General features: G+C 60.5%; 21 protein-coding genes. All 21 read left to right on the top strand.

Annotated elements, in window-relative coordinates:
• Positions 1-62: 62 nt before the first annotated feature.
• The 21 genes from rpsP (at position 63) to ODJ80_RS08940 (ending at position 19,801) form a co-directional block, all read left to right on the top strand.
• A complete protein-coding gene (gene rpsP, locus ODJ80_RS09040) occupies positions 63-305 on the top strand; it encodes a 30S ribosomal protein S16 (RefSeq protein ID WP_178863065.1) in 243 nt (80 codons plus the stop codon).
• Between the two features lie 37 nt (positions 306-342).
• Complete coding sequence (locus tag ODJ80_RS09035; protein WP_178863063.1) at positions 343-573, top strand: KH domain-containing protein; 231 nt, start codon at positions 343-345, stop codon at positions 571-573.
• 80 nt (positions 574-653) lie between these two features.
• On the top strand, positions 654-1,178 hold the full coding sequence (gene rimM, locus ODJ80_RS09030; RefSeq protein WP_263041818.1) for a ribosome maturation factor RimM: 525 nt from the start codon (positions 654-656) through the stop codon (positions 1,176-1,178).
• A 1-nt stretch (position 1,179) separates the two neighbouring features.
• Positions 1,180-1,914 (top strand): tRNA (guanosine(37)-N1)-methyltransferase TrmD, encoded by a 735-nt coding sequence (gene trmD / locus ODJ80_RS09025; RefSeq protein WP_263041817.1) that lies wholly within the window; start codon positions 1,180-1,182, stop codon positions 1,912-1,914.
• 318 nt (positions 1,915-2,232) lie between these two features.
• A complete protein-coding gene (locus tag ODJ80_RS09020) occupies positions 2,233-2,496 on the top strand; it encodes an HPr family phosphocarrier protein (RefSeq protein ID WP_022337114.1) in 264 nt (87 codons plus the stop codon).
• Between the two features lie 79 nt (positions 2,497-2,575).
• A complete protein-coding gene (gene uvrC / locus ODJ80_RS09015) occupies positions 2,576-4,441 on the top strand; it encodes an excinuclease ABC subunit UvrC (protein WP_263041816.1) in 1,866 nt (621 codons plus the stop codon).
• Positions 4,442-4,586: 145 nt separating this feature from the next.
• Positions 4,587-5,159, top strand: a complete 573-nt coding sequence (rsmD, locus tag ODJ80_RS09010; protein WP_263041815.1) for a 16S rRNA (guanine(966)-N(2))-methyltransferase RsmD — start codon at positions 4,587-4,589, stop codon at positions 5,157-5,159.
• A 32-nt stretch (positions 5,160-5,191) separates the two neighbouring features.
• Positions 5,192-5,683 carry a pantetheine-phosphate adenylyltransferase gene (gene coaD, locus ODJ80_RS09005; RefSeq protein WP_263041814.1) on the top strand — a complete coding sequence of 164 codons (492 nt, stop codon included), beginning with the start codon at positions 5,192-5,194 and terminating at the stop codon, positions 5,681-5,683.
• Positions 5,684-5,785: 102 nt separating this feature from the next.
• The gene (locus ODJ80_RS09000; protein ID WP_178863051.1) at positions 5,786-6,265 is read left to right on the top strand and encodes an ATPase; all 480 of its coding nucleotides are present in this window, start codon (positions 5,786-5,788) and stop codon (positions 6,263-6,265) included.
• Between the two features lie 323 nt (positions 6,266-6,588).
• Positions 6,589-7,008: a division/cell wall cluster transcriptional repressor MraZ gene (gene mraZ, locus ODJ80_RS08995; RefSeq protein ID WP_178863049.1), complete on the top strand. Its 420-nt coding sequence runs from the start codon at positions 6,589-6,591 to the stop codon at positions 7,006-7,008.
• A gap of 13 nt (positions 7,009-7,021) precedes the next feature.
• The gene (gene rsmH, locus ODJ80_RS08990) at positions 7,022-7,960 is read left to right on the top strand and encodes a 16S rRNA (cytosine(1402)-N(4))-methyltransferase RsmH (RefSeq protein WP_178863047.1); all 939 of its coding nucleotides are present in this window, start codon (positions 7,022-7,024) and stop codon (positions 7,958-7,960) included.
• A gap of 37 nt (positions 7,961-7,997) precedes the next feature.
• A complete protein-coding gene (locus ODJ80_RS08985; protein WP_263041813.1) occupies positions 7,998-8,531 on the top strand; it encodes a cell division protein FtsL in 534 nt (177 codons plus the stop codon).
• Positions 8,532-8,898: 367 nt separating this feature from the next.
• A complete protein-coding gene (locus ODJ80_RS08980; protein ID WP_263041812.1) occupies positions 8,899-11,187 on the top strand; it encodes a penicillin-binding transpeptidase domain-containing protein in 2,289 nt (762 codons plus the stop codon).
• Positions 11,188-11,232: 45 nt separating this feature from the next.
• Positions 11,233-12,234, top strand: coding sequence for a phospho-N-acetylmuramoyl-pentapeptide-transferase (mraY, locus tag ODJ80_RS08975; RefSeq protein WP_263041811.1), 1,002 nt, complete (start codon positions 11,233-11,235; stop codon positions 12,232-12,234).
• A 152-nt stretch (positions 12,235-12,386) separates the two neighbouring features.
• Entirely contained in the window at positions 12,387-13,649 is a 1,263-nt protein-coding gene (locus ODJ80_RS08970) for an FtsW/RodA/SpoVE family cell cycle protein (RefSeq protein WP_263041810.1), read from the top strand.
• A gap of 51 nt (positions 13,650-13,700) precedes the next feature.
• Positions 13,701-14,819 carry an undecaprenyldiphospho-muramoylpentapeptide beta-N-acetylglucosaminyltransferase gene (gene murG / locus ODJ80_RS08965; RefSeq protein ID WP_263041809.1) on the top strand — a complete coding sequence of 373 codons (1,119 nt, stop codon included), beginning with the start codon at positions 13,701-13,703 and terminating at the stop codon, positions 14,817-14,819.
• Positions 14,820-14,886: 67 nt separating this feature from the next.
• Positions 14,887-16,155, top strand: coding sequence for a UDP-N-acetylglucosamine 1-carboxyvinyltransferase (gene murA, locus ODJ80_RS08960; protein ID WP_263041808.1), 1,269 nt, complete (start codon positions 14,887-14,889; stop codon positions 16,153-16,155).
• A gap of 22 nt (positions 16,156-16,177) precedes the next feature.
• The gene (locus ODJ80_RS08955) at positions 16,178-17,392 is read left to right on the top strand and encodes a cell division protein FtsQ/DivIB (RefSeq protein WP_263041807.1); all 1,215 of its coding nucleotides are present in this window, start codon (positions 16,178-16,180) and stop codon (positions 17,390-17,392) included.
• Between the two features lie 240 nt (positions 17,393-17,632).
• Positions 17,633-18,784, top strand: coding sequence for a cell division protein FtsZ (gene ftsZ / locus ODJ80_RS08950; RefSeq protein WP_263041806.1), 1,152 nt, complete (start codon positions 17,633-17,635; stop codon positions 18,782-18,784).
• A gap of 98 nt (positions 18,785-18,882) precedes the next feature.
• Positions 18,883-19,272, top strand: coding sequence for a VOC family protein (locus ODJ80_RS08945; protein ID WP_178863033.1), 390 nt, complete (start codon positions 18,883-18,885; stop codon positions 19,270-19,272).
• 1 nt (position 19,273) lies between these two features.
• Complete coding sequence (locus tag ODJ80_RS08940) at positions 19,274-19,801, top strand: FumA C-terminus/TtdB family hydratase beta subunit (RefSeq protein ID WP_263041805.1); 528 nt, start codon at positions 19,274-19,276, stop codon at positions 19,799-19,801.
• Positions 19,802-19,814: the final 13 nt, after the last annotated feature.

Raw genomic sequence — 19,814 nt, 5'->3', positions numbered from 1 at the left:
CTGTGAACAATATGCATTTATCTATATTCTTAAATTTCACTATCATTTTGGAGGAATGAATTATGGCAGTAAAGATCAGACTGAGAAGAATGGGCGCGAAGAAGTCCCCCTTCTACCGCATTGTGGTGGCGGATTCCCGCTTCCCCCGCGACGGCCGCTTCATTGAGGAGATTGGCTACTACAACCCCATGGAAGAGCCCAGCGTGGTCAAGGTAGACCCCGAGAAGGCCAAGAAGTGGCTCCAGAACGGCGCCCAGCCCACCGATACGGTGAAGGCCCTGTTCAAGAAGCACGGCGTCATCTAAAAGAGCGGCCCCTGGGCCCGTGGAAAGGAGCAGCATCATGGAGGCATTACTGAAGGCCATCGCTTCCGGCCTTGTGGAAAAGCCGGAGGAGATCGTCATTACCACGGAAGAGCAGGAGAACGGTACCACGGTGTACCATCTGCATGTGGCTGAGGACGACATGGGCCGGGTGATCGGCAAGCAGGGCCGCATCGCCAAGGCGATCCGCGTGGTTATGCGCGCGGCTGCCACCCGCAACGAGCAGAAGATCGTAGTCGAGATCGACTGAGCAGAGAAGGGCTGTTGCAAAATGTTCCATTTTGCAACGGGCTCTTTTTTGTTTGAGAGCATAAAATCCGGAGGAAAACCATGAAAAAGCAATTTTTAGAAGCGGGGAAAATCGTCCGCACCCACGGCGTGCGGGGAGAGCTGGTGCTGGAGTGCTGGGCTGATTCCCCGGAATTTCTGGCAGGGCTGAAGCACCTTTACTTTGACGGGGGCAGCCGGGACGCGGGCCTTGTCTCCTCCCGGGTGCACAAGGGCCGGGTGCTGCTGAAGCTTCAAGGGGTGGACACCGTGGAGCAGGGGGATGCCCTGCGGGGGAAGGTGCTCTATCTCGATCGGGATGACGTGGAACTGCCGGAGGGCCGGTATTTCCTGCAGGACCTGATTGGCCTGAAAGCGGTGGACGGCAATACGGGCCGGGAGTACGGCGTGCTGCAGGAAGTGCTGCCCACCGGCGCCAACGATGTGTACCGCATTGTGGATGGGGCCGGAAGGGAATTCCTGTTCCCCGCGGTGAAGCATATGATCCAGGGCATCGACTTGGAAAAGGGGATCATTGCGCTTCTGCCCATTCCCGGCATCTTTGACGGCAGCGGGGAGGAAGCCTGACATGCGCGTGGATATCCTCACCCTCTTCCCAGAGATGTTCCCGCCGGTGCTGGACCACAGCATTGTGGGACGGGCCCGGAAAAAGGGGCTTTTGCAGGTGTGCTGCCACCAGCTGCGGCAGTTTTCCCCCGATCCGCGGGGGCGCGTGGATGACACCGTGTTCGGCGGCGGGCAGGGAATGCTGCTGGCAGCAGAGCCCTTTGCCAGAGGCATCGACGAAATTTGCGCACATTTGGGGTGGAAGCCGCATATTCTTTATATGTCCCCCCGTGGGAAGGTTCTGGACCAGGAGGCTGCCCGGCGCCTGGCGCGGCAGCCGGGGCTGCTGATCCTGTGCGGCCACTATGAAGGGGTGGACCAGCGGCTTCTGGAGGAATATCAGGCGGAGGAGATCTCTGTGGGGGACTTTGTCCTCACCGGCGGCGAGCTGCCCGCCATGATCGTCACCGACGCCGTCAGCCGCATGCTGCCTGGGGTGCTCTCCGAGGAGGCCTGCTTTACCGAGGAAAGCCATTATTCCGGCCTGCTGGAGTACCCCCAGTATACCCGGCCCGAGGTGTGGCGGGGGCGCCCGGTGCCGCCGGTGCTGCTCTCTGGCCACCATGAAAACATACGGCGGTGGCGGCGGGCGCAGGCCCTGGCTGTCACGCGGAAGAACCGCCCGGACCTATGGGAAAGGTTTAATATCACAAAAGAGGACCGGGAGATTTTAGAAAAACTAGAGGATTTCACTTGATTTCATCGGAAGTGCATATCCCATGGAAAAGGGTGCCATGCTGTTTGTGCGGGGGCTTTGGCACAGCATGTGGTAGAGAAAATTGACAACGGCGTCACAATGGGCAAAAAGTTTTCCACATTGCCGACAAGGTGCACAAAGGCTGGGCCCTTCCGGCGGCGCTGGCCTGTTCAGGAATCCAAAATTCGGGAATGTGTGTTGACGGCGGCGGGAAATATGCTATAATTATCTCAAATTCTAAATTCTTTGCGTCCGTTTGACGTGTTTTTTACGGCAGCAGAAACCCTTTTGAGAAATTTGGTAGGAGAGTGAATTTGCATGTGTGCTAAAGAAGTATTGGTCCAGAATCAGGTTGGCCTTCACGCTCGTCCGGCTACGTTCTTTATTCAGAAGGCCAATGAGTTCAAGTCTTCCATTTGGGTCGAGAAGGAAGAGCGCCGGGTTAATGCCAAAAGCCTTCTGGGCGTGCTGAGCCTGGGCATCGTTGGCGGCGTTACCATCCGCATCATTGCCGATGGCGCGGATGAGGAGCAGGCCGTGGACGCTCTGGTAGAGCTGGTCAACTCTGGCTTTGCCGAGTAAAAGCATTTTATACAGGACAGATCGAATGGAAGCACCGCAGCCGCGGTGCTTTTTTCATAGCCCCGGCGGAGGTGAAACTGTGGACCCCATTGAAAAAAAGAAGGAATTGCGCCGCAAAGCCATGAAGCTGCCCCTAAGCCCCGGGGTTTATTTAATGCATGATAAAAGCGGCCAGATCATCTACATCGGCAAGGCGAAGGCGCTGAAAAACCGGGTTAGCCAGTATTTTGGCTCGGAGAAAAACCACGATAACAAGGTGCGCCGGATGGTCTCCCATGTGGATTGGTTCGAGTATATCGTCTGCGACAGCGAGTTTGAGGCCCTGGTGCTGGAGAGCAGCCTCATCAAGCAGAACCAGCCCAAGTACAATATCCTATTAAAGGATGACAAGGGGTACAGTTACATCCGCGTCAGCCCCGGCCCCTGGCCCCGCATGACCGAGGTGAAAAAGGTGGAGGAGGACGGCGCCAAGTATATCGGCCCCTATATGAGCTCCTGGTCCATCAAACAGACCATTGATTCTGCCCGAAAGATCTTCCGCCTGCCGGACTGCAGCCGGAAATTCCCCCAGGACTTTGGGAAAGGGAGGCCCTGCCTGAACTATTATATCAAGCAGTGCTGCGCCCCCTGCCGGGGACGGGTCAGCGAGGAAGAGTATAACGAGGCCTTTCAGGAGGCCATGGATTTCATCAAAGGGGGCAGCTCCGCCTCGGTGAAGGTTTTGACAGAACGGATGGAGCAGGCCGCGGAAAACCTGGAGTTCGAGTTGGCCGCCCGGCTGCGGGACAGAATCAACGCCATTGAAATGATGGGGGCCCGGCAGAAAGTGGTGGCAAGCCGGGTGGAAGAGCAGGACGTGTTCGCCTTGGCCCAGGGGGAGACCCACACCGCCTTTGAGGTCTTCCGCTTTACAGGCAACAGGCTCTCGGACCGGGAGAGCTTCCTGACGGAGGGCTGCCAGCCTGACCCGGAGGCCCGCTCGGAGTTTCTGCGGCAGTACTACGCCATCCGGGATAGGGTGCCGCCCCTGGTGGTCTTGGACGGGGAGGTGGAGGACGAGGAGCTGCTGGTCCGGTGGCTCAGTGAAAAACGGGGAAAAACAGTCAGGCTCCTCGTTCCCCAGAGGGGGGACCAGGCGCAGCTGGTGCAGATGTGCCGCAAGAATGCTGCGGAGAGCATTGCCCGGCAGACGGGCGGCTCGGGGCGGGACGCCTCTGCCCTGGATGAATTGCGCCGGCTGCTGGGGTTGGAAAAGGCCCCTGCCTATATCGAGAGCTATGACATCTCCAACCTGGCCGGCGGGGAAAATGTGGCGGGCATGGTGGTGTTTGAAAACGGCCGTCCCTTGAAATCCGCCTACCGGAAGTTCAAGATCAAGACAGTGGAGGGCCAGGATGACTATGGTTCCATGCGGGAAGTCATCCGCCGCCGGTTCCAGGAGTACTATGCCTGTCAGGAGAAAGGAGAGGCCGAGGGTTTCGGCCGCCTGCCGGACCTCATCCTGCTGGATGGCGGCAAGGGGCATGTGGCGGCTGTGCAGCCCCTTCTGGAGGAGATGGGCATTGAGGTGCCCCTGTTCGGCATGGTAAAGGATGACCGCCACCGCACCCGGGCCATTGCCCAGGGGGGCGGGGAAATCGCCATCAGCTCCTACCGGAGGGCCTATACCCTGGTGTCCTCGATCCAGGATGAGGTCCACCGGTTCGCCATTGGCTACCACCGGCAGCAGCGGAAAAAATCCGCTATTTCCTCCACACTCACCTCCATTCCCGGTATCGGGGAGGCCCGCGCCAAAGCCCTTCTCAAACACTTTAAGACCGTTACGGCCGTCAGCGAGGCAGACCTGGCGGAGCTGGAGGGCGCCCCGGGCATGACCAAGCCCGCCGCCCGCCGGGTGTGGGAGCATTTCCACCCAGAGGCTGCTGGGCTGGAGGAAGGGCTGTAAAGGGAAACGGAGCGGGCAGAGTGGGGGAAATCCGCGGAAATTCCGGGGAAATTGCGTCAAATAGTTGACAGAACGGCCTTTTAATGGGATAATAAAGCGGATATCACCAATTTGGCCGTTTCCGGCGGCCGCTAGGAGACTGCCCATGCGCATCATCACAGGTTCTCACCGCGGGAAAAAATTGATCACCCTTGAGGGGGAGCAGGTGCGCCCTACCACGGACCGTGTGAAGGAATCGCTGTTCAACATCCTTCAGTTTCAGCTGGAGGGAAGGCGTTTTCTGGATCTGTTCGCGGGTTCGGGGCAAATCGGGTTAGAGGCCCTCAGCCGGGGGGCTGCCCAAGCCGTGTTTGTGGACGCCTCGAAAGAGTCTGTCCGGGTGGTGGAGAAAAACCTGGCTTCCACTGGCCTGGGGGACCGGGCCAAAGTGGTTACAGCAGATTTCGCTGCCTACCTGCGCGCCTGCCGGGACCGTTTTGACGTGGCTTTTTTGGACCCGCCTTACCGCACCGGCCTGCTGGAGCAGGCTCTGCCCTTGGTAGCGGAGGTTATGAATCCCGGCGGGGTGATTCTCTGCGAGCACCCGAAGGAAGAGGTCCTTCCTGAAACAGCGGGGGGCTTTGCCCGGCACAAAAGCTACCGCTATGGAAAGATTATGCTCACTGCCTACCGTCCGCCCGAGGAAGTCCCGGGTGGGAAAGGGGCCCCCGGGGCATAAGGCCGGGGCCGCCTGGAAAGGAGAGAGATACCATGAAACTTGCCGTCTATCCTGGCAGCTTTGACCCGGTAACGCTGGGGCACCTGGACATCATTGTGCGGGCCAGCAGAATCTTTGACCAGCTTATTGTTGGGGTGCCCACTAACCCGGAGAAGCATGCCAGCTTCACGGTGGAAGAGCGCATGGAGCTGCTTCGCCGCGCCACCCAGGCAGAAGGGCTGCGGAATGTGGAAATCGACAAGGTGGACGGCCTGCTGGCCGACTACGCCAAGCGCCGGGGCGCCATGGTGGTGGTGAAGGGGCTGCGGGCCCTGTCTGATTTTGAGTATGAGTTTCAGCAGGCGCTGACCAACAAGAAGCTGAATCCCGAGTTGGAGACCATGTTCCTGGCAACCAGCGCGGAGAATATGTTTTTAAGCTCCAGCATGGTCAAGCAGGTGGCTGGCTTCGGAGGGGACATTTCCCCCTTTGTGCCTTCGTGTATTTTAGAGACCATCCAGGACCGGCTCTGCGGCCGGCTGTAAGGAGAGCATCTTCCGGGCGCGGCCCTGCCTTGCCCGTGGAATAGAACGCGGTTCCCTTTTTCGGGGAAGACCAGCGGAAGAGAAGAAAGGAATGGGTTCACCATGAGCAACAACCAGGCTACCATTGAAGATCTGATCGACGAAATGTACGACGTGCTCGATAAGGGCTGGAAGATGCCCCTTTCCGCAGGAAAGGTTTTTGTGGATGGGGAAGAAGTCCGCCAGATCTTAGACGAAATTAAGGATGAGATCCCTGCCGAGGTGCGCCAGGCCAAGGCCATTGTGGCAGACCGGGGCCAGATTATCAGCGAGGCGGAGCGAGAGGCGGAAACCATCATCCGCGTGGCGGAGGAAAAGGCCAAGGCGATGGTCAGCCAGGATGAGATTGTCCGCCAGGCCCAGCAGAAGGCCAATGAGCTGATTGCCCAGGCCCAGCAGAAGTTTAAGGAGATGCGCAAGGCCAGCAGCGACTATGTGGAGGATTTGATGCGCCGTGCAGACGAATCCCTTTCGGAAAACCTGGCCGAGCTGCGCAAGACCCGGCAGAGCATTAAGACCTCTCAGAGAAATTCTCAGCTGTAAGAGAAAATCTCCAAATATTATTTTGATTTGTTGGCGAAAATAGCCAAGAAAGGGTTCGGCAAATTCTTCCCCTCACTACATGTAGTGAGGGGAATTTTTGTTCCCTTCCATCTTGTGGGGAACATACCTTCGATTCTAGGATTTTCCAGGATTTTTGCGGATTTCCCGGTTGCTTTTAAAGGGGAGATGTTTTATAATAAAGGGCATCAGGTGGTGGAAAGTGGGTTAAAGTTCCATATGGTGGGGGAAAAGTGGTTTCCGGTGCCACCGGTTCCCCTCTCAGCCCCAGCCGCCTGTCTAGGAAAGGGAAAGGCACTGCGGTTATGTTGACAGGCGAGTATCAACATAATATGGATTTAAAGGGCCGGGTTACCGTGCCCTCCAAATTCCGTGAAGACCTGGGCGACACCTTCTATGTGTGCAAGGGCCTTGACGGATGCCTTTTTGTGCTTTCCAGGGCCCAATGGGACAACCTTGTGGAAAAGGTGGGAAGCCTTCCCCTGGCGCAGGGCAAGGCCATCCAGCGGTTCTTCTTTTCCGGCGCCGCCGAAGTGGAGCCGGACAAGCAGGGGCGCATCCTCATCCCCCAGAACCTGCGGGAACACGCGGGGCTGGAAAAGGATGTCACGGTGATCGGCGCGGCAGTGCGGGCCGAGATCTGGGACACTGCCCGTTGGAACGCCTACAATCAGAACCAAACTGACGAGGCCATTGAGGCCGCCATGAGCCTGCTGGATTTCTAAGGCGGGTGTGAGCATGGAATTTCATCACAAACCGGTATTATTTGAGGAAACCATCCGTTCTCTGGCCATCCGGCCAGAGGGAACCTATATCGACGGCACCATGGGGGGCGGCGGCCACTCTGAGGCTATCTTGAAGCAGCTGACCACAGGGCGCCTTCTCTCCATCGACCAGGACCCAGATGCCATCCAGGCCGCCGGGAAGCGGCTGGCCCCTTATCCCCAGTCCATCCGGGTGCGGGGCAACTTCTCCCAAATGGCAGAGCTGGCCCGGGCCCAGGGGATAGACGCGGTGGATGGGGTGCTTTTGGACATTGGGGTGTCCTCCTATCAGCTGGATACGCCGGAGCGCGGCTTCTCCTATCATCACGACGCGCCCCTGGATATGCGCATGAGCAAAGAGGGCCCCTCCGCCAGGGACTTGGTGAACACACTGGGGCAGCAGGAGCTGGCGGATATCATCTTCCGCTATGGGGAGGACCGCAGCGCCCGGCGCATTGCCCAGGGCATTGTCCAAGCCCGGGAACAGGCCCCCATTGAGACCACTGCTCAGCTGGCGGAGATCATCAAAGCCTCTGTTCCAGCGGCGGTGCGGCGGGGAGAGGGCCATCCGGCCCGCAAGACCTTCCAGGCGCTGCGCATTGCCGTCAACGGGGAGCTTGACCGGCTTCGAGAGGGGCTGCAGGCTGGCTTTGGGCTGTTGAAGCCCGGCGGCCGCCTGGCGGTGATCACCTTTCACTCCTTAGAGGACAGGATCGTCAAGCAGCAGATGCACGATTGGTGTCAGGGGTGCATCTGCCCCAAGGATTTCCCCGTGTGTGTCTGTGGGCGAAAGCCCCAGGGAACGCTTGTTTACAAAAAAGGGCTGGCCCCCTCAGAGGCTGAGGTGGCAGAAAACCCACGGGCGCGCAGCGCCCGGCTGCGGGTGATTGAAAAGCTCCCGCAGGAGGGGTGAAAGCCCATTCCTTTAGTTTACAGGAAAGGAGCACGCTATGTCCAGATATTCTTCGGCGGCCTACGATCTTTCTCTGTTTGAAGAGCGCAGGGACAACACTGTGCGGTTGGAGGCGCTCCCCGAGCGGGAACCACGCAGGGAAGAGCAGCAGGCGGCCCGGGAAAAGGTGGTGGAGCTGCCCCAGCAGGGAAAGAAGAAAAAGCCCCGCAGGCATTTTTTGCGCAGAGGGGCCGCGGTGCTCTGCTTTGGGGTGATCTTCTCCACGGTCACGCTGGTGGTGTATAACCAGGTGCAGCTGACAGAGCTGACGGACCAGATCAATACCACCACTCAGCAGCTGGAGGAGGCGGAGAGCTTGGAGGTGCAGCTGAACATGGAGGCCTCCCAGCAGATGAACGGCTCTCAGGTGGAGGAATACGCCACCCAAGAGCTGGGGATGAAAAAGGTGGTCAGCGACCAAGTCACCTATGTAAACGTGGCAGAAGAGGATCAGGGCGCTGTGGTGCGCCAGGCCAGCGGGGGCTCCTTCCTGGATAAGCTGTGGTCCACCGTGGTCTCCTGGTTTGCTTGAGAGGGCTGCAATACCGCGCGGCGACGCGCCGTGTGACATATATATGGGGTTTTGATAGAATTTTGGATGGGCGGCAGGGCATTTCTCAAGGAAGGGCCCAGAGGCGCTTATCCCTGCAGGGGACCGTTCCCCTGACATGCAAAGGGATGCGGCCCACGGTTGCGCGGGCCGCATTTATTTGCAAGCGCATGGCCTTTGTGCTATAATACCTCCCATAAGGCCCAGCCCGGCATATCGGGGCTGGAGAGGGAATAGGATAGTGCGGGGCCTTATTTTGTATGAGAGGGAGGAGAGCCAAGAGAGATCTTGACTCTCATTTTGCTTCCATCGGGGCTTTAGATGAGGATGACCAACCAGAAGGTGGTGGATGCAGTTGGCAAAGGGAACGACAGAAAAAATGTGGCGCAAGGCCCTGGGGATCACCGCGGTGCTGGTATTCCTGGGCTTTGGCGCTGTGGTGGTCAGCCTCTTCCGGTGGCAGATCCTCCGCGGGGAGGAGATGAGTACGGCGGCGCTGGACCAAAGCCTGACCAGCACCACGCTTAATGCTATGCGCGGCACGATTTACGATGCCACTGGCAAGGTGCTGGCCCAAAGTGCCAGCGTGTGGACCGTGGTGCTGGAGCCCGCCTATTTTGCAGACTATGATGACCCAGAGGCAACCAGGCAGAAGGTAGCCTCTGGGCTGGCCTCCATCTTGGATATGGACGAGACAGAGGTCTATGAAAAGACCCAGGGCAACTCTTACTTTGTCTATTTGAAGCGCAAGGTGGAGACCAGCGTGCGGGATGAGATCAACCAGTTTTTAGAGGATAACGACATCTCCTCCGGCGTGCGCCTTATTGAGGATTACAAGCGCTATTACCCCTATGGGACGGTGGCCTCCACGGTGCTGGGATTTACCGGCACCGACGGCCAGGGCCTGGACGGGGTGGAGCTGCAGTACGACACGGAGCTGCGGGGCACCTCTGGGCGGCTGATCTCCTCCCGCAATGCCTTGGGCACCGATATGCCCTTTGAGTATGAGCAGTATGTGGAGGCCCAGGATGGCAACAACCTGGTGCTCACCATTGATGAGACCGTGCAGAGCGTCTTGGAAAAATACCTGGCAGAGGGCGTGGACCAGTTCAACGTGAAGAACGGCGCCGTGGCCATTATGATGGACGTGGACACCGGGGCCATTCTGGGCCTGGCCACCACCCCTTCCTATGACCCCAACGACCCCTTTACCATCTACGACGAGAACCTGCAGGCCCAGATCGACGCCCTGCCCGAGGACGAGCAGGACGCGGCCTTCAACGAGGCCCAGCTGAAGCAGTGGCGGAACAAGGCTGTCTCTGACACCTACTACCCCGGCTCTGTGTTCAAGATGTGTACCTACGCCATGGGCCTGGAGGAGGGCGTGGTCACCGAGCAGACCACCTACACCTGCACCGGCGGCATCACCGTGGAGGGCTGGCCCTATCCCATCAACTGCTGGCGGACCACCGGCCACGGCCTGGAAACCTTCCGGGACGGTCTGTGCAACTCCTGCAACCCCTATACCATCTACATCGGCCAGCTGTTGGGGGGCGAAACCTTCGCCAAATACCGGGAGGCCTTCGGCTTTACCGAAAGCACCGGTATCGACCTGCCCGGTGAGGCCGTCACCCTGTTCCACAGCGTGACGGACCTGATCAACACCCCCTCTGACCTGGCGGTGGAATCCTTTGGGCAGAACTTCTCCATCACGCCTCTGCACATGATCACCGCCGCGGCGGCCATCGCCAACGGCGGCAACCTGGTCACTCCCCATGTGATGGACCGCGTCGTGGACCAGGACGGGAACATCGTGGAGACCGCCGATACCAGCACCCGCCGGCAGGTGATCTCCCAGGAAACCTGCGACGCCATCATCGACATTCTCCAGCAGAACGCCGAGAGCGGCAGCGCCAGCGGCGGCTATGTGGCCGGCTACCGGGTCTGCGGCAAGACGGGCACCTCGGAGAAGGTGGATAAGTGGAACGAGGACCGCACCCAGGATATGGAGTACATTGCCTCCTACTGCGGCTTCGCCCCAGCGGAGGACCCTAAATACGCCCTGCTGGTGTTCTTTGATGAGCCCGATGACGACACCAACGGCGGCTACAACGGCGGCAACGCCGTGGCCGGGCCCTACTTCGCCAAGATGATGGAGGAGCTGCTCCCCTACCTGGGCGTAGAGGCCCAGTACAACGAAGAGGAGTATGCCAACCTGGATACGATGGCTCCCACAGTCACCGGCATGACGCTGGAGCAGGCCTACGCGGAGCTGGAGGAGGCTGGGCTGTCCTACTCGGTGGTGGGGGATGAGAGCGATCCCGCCGCCATCACAGTGACGGAGCAGGTGCCTGCCGGCGGCAGCGCAGTGCCCAAGGAGGGCACGGTGGTGCTGTATACCAGCGGCTATGACGAGAGCTCCACCTATGTGACGGTGCCGGACTTCACCGGCTACACGGTGGCGGATGCCAACTATGTGGCGGGCCTGAACATGGTGCAGATCAGTGTCAGCGGCTCCTCTGCGGAGACCGCCACGGTCACGGCCCAGAGCATAGAGGCTGGCGAGCAGGTGAAACAGGGCACGGTGATCACCTTGACCTTTGTGGACACCGCCAACACAGAGACGGGCGCCGGCTGACGCCGGGCGAAAGCAACGGAATCGCAACGAGAGGGGTTAGGAAAAATGAGCGGCACATTGTTCTTGCTGGTTTCGGTGATCGCCTTTGCCGTCACCGCTGCGCTGGGGAAGTGGATGATCCCCTTCCTCCACAAGCTGAAGTTCGGCCAGACCATCCGGGAGGTGGGCCCAAGCTGGCATAAGAGCAAGCAGGGCACCCCCACCATGGGCGGCCTCATGTTCATCCTGGGCATTGCGGTGGCGATGATGGGCTGCCTGCCGGTGTTCTACTCTTTGGGCATGGAAGAGACCCTGCTGATGAAGGTGAAGGTCTTCGCGGGCCTTGGCATGGCGGTGGCCTTTGGCGCCATTGGCTTTATGGATGACTACATCGGCATTGTGAAAAAGCGGAACCTGGGCCTTACGGAGCGGCAGAAGCTGGTGCTGCAGTTTGCCGTGGCGGCGGCCTATCTGGTTTCTGTGGCCCTGGCAGGCGGCAACACGGCCACCACCATCCCCTTTGTGGGGAAGATAGACCTGTGGTGGTTTTACTACCCCTTGGCCGCCATTGTCATTGTGGGCGTCACCAACGCCGTCAACTTTACCGACGGCATCGACGGGCTGAACACCACGGTTTCCTTCTTTGCCTTTTTGAGCTTTGCCCTGTGCGCGGGCATGCTCTCCATGGCGGGCCTGTCCGCCCTGGGGTTTGCCTCGGCGGCGGCCTGCGTGGGGTTCCTCCTGTGGAACTGGCACCCCGCCAAGGTGTTCATGGGGGACACGGGCTCCCTGTTCATGGGGGGCATGGTGTGCGCCCTGGCCTTTGGCCTGGACCTGCCCATCCTGCTGCTGCCCGTGGGCTTTGTGTACCTGTGTGAGATCCTCTCTGTGGTGCTGCAGGTCACCTACTTCAAGGCCACTCACGGCAAGCGCCTGTTCAAAATGTCCCCCATCCACCACCATTTTGAGATGTGCGGCTGGAGCGAGGTGAAGATCTGCGCTGTCTTTGGCTTTGTGGCCCTGTTGGGCGGCGCGGTGGCCCTGCTGTGCGTCGCCTTCGGCGTGTAAATCCGTGGAAAAACTCCACGGGCGCCGTTTGAGCGCTCCTCCCGGTGGACAGAATAACAGGGATGGAAGGGCTCCCGTGAAAAGCGGAGACGCTTGTTTTGTCAGAGACTTGGAAACGCGGCTGAGAAGCTGCGCAGAAAGGAGGAATCGCTATGGCTGCAGTGGGAAGGACTGCCCGCGGCCTGCGCCGGGTGCCCAGTTACCGGCCGCCCCGCGCTCCCCAGCGGGAGGCGCCCCCCCAGGAGAGGGAACGCAAACGCCGGCCCGTCCGGTATAAGCTCTTCAGCCTGGGCGCAGGGCTGGATATGCCCCTGCTGATTTTCATTTTGGTGCTGCTGGCCATTGGGTTGGTCATGCTCTTCTCTGCCAGCTACGCTTACAGCTATTATTACTACGGCAACAGCTATTTCTTCATCTCCCGGCAGGCGGCCTTTGCCGTGTTTGGGGTAGTAGCCATGCTGGTCATTTCAACCTTTGATTACCACCACTTCCACAAGCTGGCTGTGGTGATCTTCGGCATCGCTGTGTTTTTGCTGGTGTTCCTGCTGGTGTGCCGGTACGCCCACATCGAGTCCATCGCCCCGCCGGAGGGCGACGCCACCCGCTGGCTGGACTTCGGCATCGTGTCCTTCCAGCCCTCCGAGATCGCCAAGTTCGGGCTGATCGTGCTGTTTGCCCACATGATTTCCCAGAACCTGGATAGAATGGGCACCTTCCGCTACGGCGTGGTGCCCTATGTGGGCATTATGGGCCTGGTTGCCGCGCTGATTTTTTTGGAGAGCCACCTTTCCGCCACCCTCATCATCCTGATGCTGGGCGCCATCCTCATGTTCGTGGGGGGCACCAAGCCCCGGTGGTTCGTCATTGGTGGCATCGTGCTGGGGGTGGGGCTTGTCTTGCTGCTGCTCACCAAGGGCGGTTATCAAATGAGCCGTATCACCATTTGGCTGGACCCCTTCTCCACAGAGCTCAGCCGGGACGCCACCCACCAGACCCGCCAGTCCCTGTACGCCATCGGCTCCGGCGGCCTGCTGGGCGTGGGCCTGGGCCAGTCCCGCCAGAAATACCTCTATCTGCCCGAGCCCCAGAACGACTTTATCTTCGCCATTGTCTGCGAAGAGCTGGGCATGGTGGGGGCCCTGGTCATCATCGTCCTCTTTGCCCTGCTGATCTGGCGGGGTGTGTATATTTCCATCCACGCCAAGGATAAGTTCGGCATGCTGCTGGGCCTGGGCATCACCTTCCAGGTGGGACTGCAGGCGGTGCTGAACATCTGCGTGGTGACCAACACCATCCCCAACACCGGCATCAGCCTGCCCTTTTTCAGTTATGGCGGCACCGCCCTATTGATGCTGCTGGGAGAGATGGGCATTTTGCTGAACATCTCCCGCTCTTCCAATATCGAGAAGACATAAAGCGGCAGGCACCGATTTTTTCCAAACAGAGGGAAAGGAAGTAGATTTGGAATGAAAGTTCTCTTCACCGGCGGCGGCACCGCGGGGCACATCAACCCGGCCCTGGCGGCGGCGGGCTACCTGCTCCAAAAGGAGCCGGACGCCCAGATTCTCTATGTGGGGAACAAGGGGGGCATGGAGGAGCGCCTGGTTCCCCAGGCGGGGTTCGAGATCCAGACCGTGCACATCTCCGGCTTTCAGCGGAAGCTGACGCCCAAGAACCTGGTGCGCAACGCCCAGACCGTGGTGCGGGTGTTCACCGCCAGCGCCGAGGCCAAGCGCATCATCAAAGCCTTCGGGCCGGATGTGTGCGTGGGCACCGGGGGCTATGTCAGCGGCCCGGTCATCCGGGAGGCCGCCAAGCTGGGCATCCCCTGCGTCATCCACGAGTCCAACGCCTACCCCGGCGTCACCACCAAAATGCTGGCCAAATCCGTGAAAACGGTGATGCTGGCCGTGCCCGACGCCAAGAAGTACTTCGACAGCTCCGTCAACTGCGTGGTCACCGGCAACCCGGTGCGGGGAGAGGTGCTGGCCGCGGAGCGGGAGTCCTCCCGCAAAGAGCTGGGCCTGGATGACCGGCCGGTGGTGCTGTCCTTTGGGGGCAGCCTGGGGGCCTCCGCCCTGAACAAGGCGGCGGCCTATATGCTGGCCCAAAGCGCGAAAACCGGCGAATACCAGCACATCCACGGCTATGGCTCCCACGATGAGAAGTTCCTGGACGAGGTCAGGGATCTGGTCCTGGATGTGGAGCAGCAGCCCCAGATCCGCCTGCTGGAGTACATCAACAACATGCCCCAGTGCCTGTCCGCGGCGGATCTGGTCATCGGCCGGGCCGGGGCCATGACCCTGACGGAGATCGAGGCCAAGGCCAAGGCCTCCATCCTCATCCCCTCTCCCAACGTGGCGGAGAACCACCAGTTCCACAACGCCATGGCCCTGGTTAACCGGGGCGCCGCGGAGATCATCGAGGAAAAGGACCTGACCGGCCCGGCCCTCTGGGAGAAGGTCCGCAGCATCCTCTCCGACCCGGAGCGCCTGCGCTCTCTGGGGGAGAACGCGGGGAAGATGGAGATTCTGGACGCTAACGACCGCATCTACAGGGTCATCAAGTCCGCCGCCGGCCAGTGAACGCCCGCACCCAAATCCAGCAAGCCACATAGTATGGCGTATGCTGAATTGGGTGAGGTGTTTGCTTATGATCGTCATTGACGGCCCAGCGGAGCTCAGCGGGGAGCTGAAGGTCCAAGGCGCGAAGAACAGCACCCTGCCGCTGCTGGCGGCCACAGTGCTGTGCCGGGGACAGACCGTATTACATAATTGTCCCCGGCTCTCAGACGTGGACACGGCGGTGCGCATCCTGGAACACTTGGGAAGCCGCTGCCACTGGGAAGAGGGCAGCCTGGTGGTGGATAACTCCATGACATGCTGCCAGGTGCCCCCGGACTTGATGCGGGGCATGCGCTCCTCCATTGTGTTCCTGGGGGCCATCGTCTCCCGGTGCGGAGAGGCGGAGCTCACGTTCCCCGGCGGCTGCGAGCTGGGCCCCCGCCCCATCGACCTGCACATCGAGGCCCTGGAAAAGCTGGGGGTGGAGATCCAAGAGTCCGGCGGCTGCCTGCACTGCCGGGCCCCAGAGGGCATCCAGGGCACCTACATCTCCCTCAGCTTCCCCAGCGTGGGGGCCACGGAGAACGTGATCCTGGCCTCGGTGTGCTCCCAGGGCACTACCATCATCGCCAACGCCGCCCGGGAACCGGAGATCATCGACCTGTGCGCCTACCTGAACCGATGCGGGGGCCGCGTCTACGGGGCGGGGGAGAGCTGTGTCATCATCGACGGGGTCAAGGAGCTTTTCGGCTGCGAACACACCGTCATGCCGGACCGCATTGCCACGGTGACCTACATGGCCGCCGCCGCGGTGACAGGGGGCAACGTCACCCTGCGGGACGTGGACAACACCCACATCCTGCCCATGCTCTCCCCCTTTGAGCAGGCGGGCTGCTCGGTGCGGCAACTGGGCCGGGCCCTGAACATCATGGCGCCCCGGCGCCTGAACGCAGTGCGCCACATCCGCACCATGCCCTATCCCGGCTTCCCCACCGACGCCCAGCCCGTGGTGATGAGCATGGCCGCTGTGGGCCGGGGCACCAGCATCTTCGTGGAGAACATCTTCGAGAACCGCTACAAGCACGCAGAGGGCTTGCAGCGGCTTGGGGCGAAGATCAAGGTGGAGGGCAAGGTGGCCATTGTAGAAGGGGTGGAGCAGCTGCGGGGAGCCCCTGTTACAGCCTGCGACCTGCGGGGCGGCGCCGCCCTGGTGGTGGCGGGGCTGGCCGCTCAGGGCCGCACCCTGGTGGAGGGGGAAGAGCATATCCGCCGGGGCTATGAGGACCTGGCCGGCAGCCTGGCAGATTTGGGGGCCCGCATCCGAGAGGTGGAGGACTCCCCTGGGAAGATGGAATGAAAAAAGAAAGGAGGGAACGCCAATGAGACAGGACCGCAGAGACCGGGACCCCTGGGAGGGCTATGAGTTCATCGACATCAACTCCCGCGGGGAGGAGACGCCGCCCCGCCCCCCCAGAGAGCCCCAGCGGCCTGCCCGGCGCCCCTCCTCCCGGCGGGGCAGGGATAAGCCCGCCCGAGAGAGCCCAAAAAAAGAGCCGCGGCAAGGGCGTTCCCAAGGGGGGAGGGACCCCCGCCGCAGGCCGCCTTCCCAACCCCGCCGGCCGCAGGGCAGGGAGCGGCCCCGCAAGCCCATGGGGAAGGCCGCCCGCCGGTTTCTGCTGGCGTTCACCCTGCTGGCGATGGCGGCTGTTACCGCCTTTGTGTGCGTCTTCCTGCTGTTCAAGGTGCGCACAATCGAGGTCACCGGCGACCAGGTCTACGATCCCTCTGCCATTCTGGAGCTCTGCGGCTACCAGGAAGGGGATAACCTGGCCTTGCTCACCACAGGCGAACAAGAGGCAGCCCTGGAGGAGCAGCTTCCCTATGTGGAGGACGCCCAGATCCTGCGCCACTTCCCCAGCGGCTTGGAGATCCACATTACGGCGGCCCAGCAGGCGGCCTGCGTGCAGAGCGGCAGCCAGTGGTTTATCATCAGTGGAAAGGGCAAGATCCTGGAGGAGGCCACCCAGCCGTTGGAGGGGGTTATGCAGATCACAGGGCTGACCCTGAAAGACCCGGTGGTGGGCAGCACGCTGCAGGTGGAGGACGCCTCTGTCCAGCAGGCCCTGGAAACCATCCTCTCCACCTTGGTGGATTTGGGTGGCGTTGGCGAGTTTACCGCCCTGGATCTGACCGATCTGTACAACATCACCCTGAGCTACCAGGACAGGGTGCTGTTCCAGCTGGGGAATACGGTGGACCTGGAATACAAGCTGACCTATGGCTATGGCCTGGTCACCAGCACGGACCCGGTGCACATTGCCCAGGATGAGTACGGGACCCTGGACCTGACCTTGGCAGGGGATGTAAAGAAAGCCTACTTTACAGAGTCTGCCGGGAGCAGCGCTTCTTCTGCCGCAGGAGAGGACGGCGGCAGTTCAGGGGCCGCGGGGGACGCCGCTGGCAGCACTTCCTCGGAAGACTCCAGTTCCAGCGCGGCGGACGGCGCAGAAGGGGAGACCGGCGGGGAAGAGAACTCTTCCACCCAGGAAAGCGGGCGGGGCAGCGATATTCCCAGCACGATTTTCACCGGTTGACTTCGCTAAAAGCACCGGTTTTTCCAGAGGGGGCTCCCGCTGTCTTGTGAAATTTCCCATGGGGCGGGCTTGGGCCGCAGAAAGTTTCTGTTTTAGGCCGGTTTTTTCAAGAAATTCCTTGAAATTCTCCCGGAAAAGTGATAGATTATACCATATAGCAGTCTAGAAAAAATGTAATGCCAAGGGCTTTACAGAAGGATAGATACGCCCGGAATCGTAAAAAGCCAAGGAGGAACTAACATGCCTTTTGAAGTTGACAACCTGCTCGATGAAACTCCTCAGACGATAAAAGTGATCGGTGTGGGCGGCGGCGGCGGCAACGCTGTCAACCGCATTGCCAGCGCCGGCGTGCGCAGCGTGGAGCTGGTGTGCATGAACACCGATAAGCAAGCGCTGCAGCGCTCTCAGGCCAGCGTGAAAATCCAGATCGGTGAAAAGCTGACCCAGGGCCGGGGCGCCGGTTCTAAGCCCGAGGTGGGCGAGAAGGCTGCGGATGAGAGCCGCGAGGCCATTGCAAACGTGCTTAAGGACGCCGACATGGTGTTCATCACCGCTGGAATGGGCGGCGGCACCGGCACTGGCGCAGCCCCCAAGGTGGCCCAGATCGCCCGGGAACAGGGTGCTCTCACCGTGGGCATTGTCACCAAGCCCTTTGCCTTTGAGGGCCGCCGCCGCATGGAGCAGGCCGAAAAGGGCATTGCCGCCCTGCGGGAGCAGGTGGACTCTCTGGTGGTCATCCCCAACGAGCGCCTGAAGCTGGTCAGCGAAGAGCGCATCACCTTGGCCAACGCTTTCATCGTGGCCGACGATGTGCTGCGCCAGGGTGTGCAGTCCATCTCCGACTTGATTCAGCTGCCCGGCATTGTCAACCTGGACTTCGAGGACGTGAAGTCCGTCATGCAGAACGCAGGCTATGCCCATATGGGCGTGGGCCATGCCAGCGGCAAGGATAAGGCAGAGCAGGCCGCAATGGCAGCCATCTCCAGCCCCCTGCTGGAGACCAAGATTGCCGGTGCGAAGGGCGTTATCATCAACATCACCTCTTCTCCCGACATCGCCTTGGACGAGATCGACACCGCTTCTCAGATCGTCACCGAACGCGCCCACGAGGACGCCAACATCATTTGGGGCGCTACCTTCGACGAGAACATGGAAGATGAAATGTCTGTCACAGTGATTGCCACGGGCTTTCAGGGCCTGGAAGGGGAGAAGAAGTCCCCGGCCGCGGAGGTAGATCTGGACCTGGATGGCGAGGACTATCTGAACACCTCTTCCTCCGAGTCCTCCAGCACCTCTCGTTCCAGCCGGAGCTCCAAGCCCCAGGTGGACCCGGCTGTCATCGACGATGATGACACCTTTACGGATATCATGTCCATTTTCAACCGGAAGTGATTGGGCAAAAGCGCCCGTACAGGATTAGTGGGAAAAAAGGGAGCCGCCCCGGGCGGCATCCCTTTTTTTATGAATTCAAATATTAGGGAGGACTATCTATGAGCCAATGGATCGACGGCGTGCATCACATCGCCCTGAAACCCACCGCGGAGCAGTATGAGAAGACCGTGGAATTTTACACCCAGCTGCTGGGCTTTGAGGTGAAAAAGAGCTGGGGAGACCCCCAGCGCCCCTGCCTGATGGTCTCCTGCGGGGACAACTCCTGCATGGAAATCTTAAACGGCGAAGAGCCCGCCGCCAAAGGCGGCGCCCTGGACCACATCGCTTTTGCCACCAGCCGGGTGGACGAGCTGGTGGAGCGTGTCCGCCAGGCCGGGTATGAGATTGCCGTAGAGCCCAAGGATGTGGAGCTGGCGGGCAGCCCCATCCGCATCGCCTTCTGCTGGGGCCCTATGGGGGAATACATTGAGTTTTTCTGGGAGAAATAAGATGGCAGAGCTGCGCGTGAACACGGAGGACATGGCTCAGGTGGCCCCTGCCCTGCGGGCGGGGCAGCGGGTGCTGCTCTCTGGGGTGTGCTACACCTCTCGGGACGCTGCCCACAAGCGCATCACCCAGATGCTGGACCGGGGAGAGGCCCCGCCCTATGACCTGAACGGCGCCGCCATCTATTATGCTGGGCCCACCCCTGCGCCGGAGGGCCTTCCCATTGGCTCTTGCGGGCCCACCACCAGCGGCCGCATGGACCCCTATACCCCCCGCTTTCTGGATTTGGGCCTCAAGTGCATGATCGGCAAGGGCAAGCGCAGCCCTGCGGTTATAGAGGCCATGAAGCGCAACGGAGCCGTCTACCTGTGCGCCATTGGAGGGGCCGGGGCTTTGGCCGCCCAGTGCATTGAAAGCGCCCAGGTCATCGCCTTTGAAGATTTGGGCTGCGAGTCTGTCAAACGGTTGGTGCTGAAGGATTTCCCGCTGATTGTCGCCATCGACAGCCAGGGGAACAGCATTGTGAAATAGCTTTCCGGGCGTT

Origin of the sequence: Acutalibacter sp. LFL-21, from assembly GCF_025630755.1 — a bacterium.
Taxonomy (GTDB): Bacteria; Bacillota; Clostridia; order Oscillospirales; family Acutalibacteraceae; genus Acutalibacter; species Acutalibacter stercoravium.
Note: the sequence above shows the minus strand (reverse complement) of the source record. Positions and strands in the feature narration are given on the sequence as shown.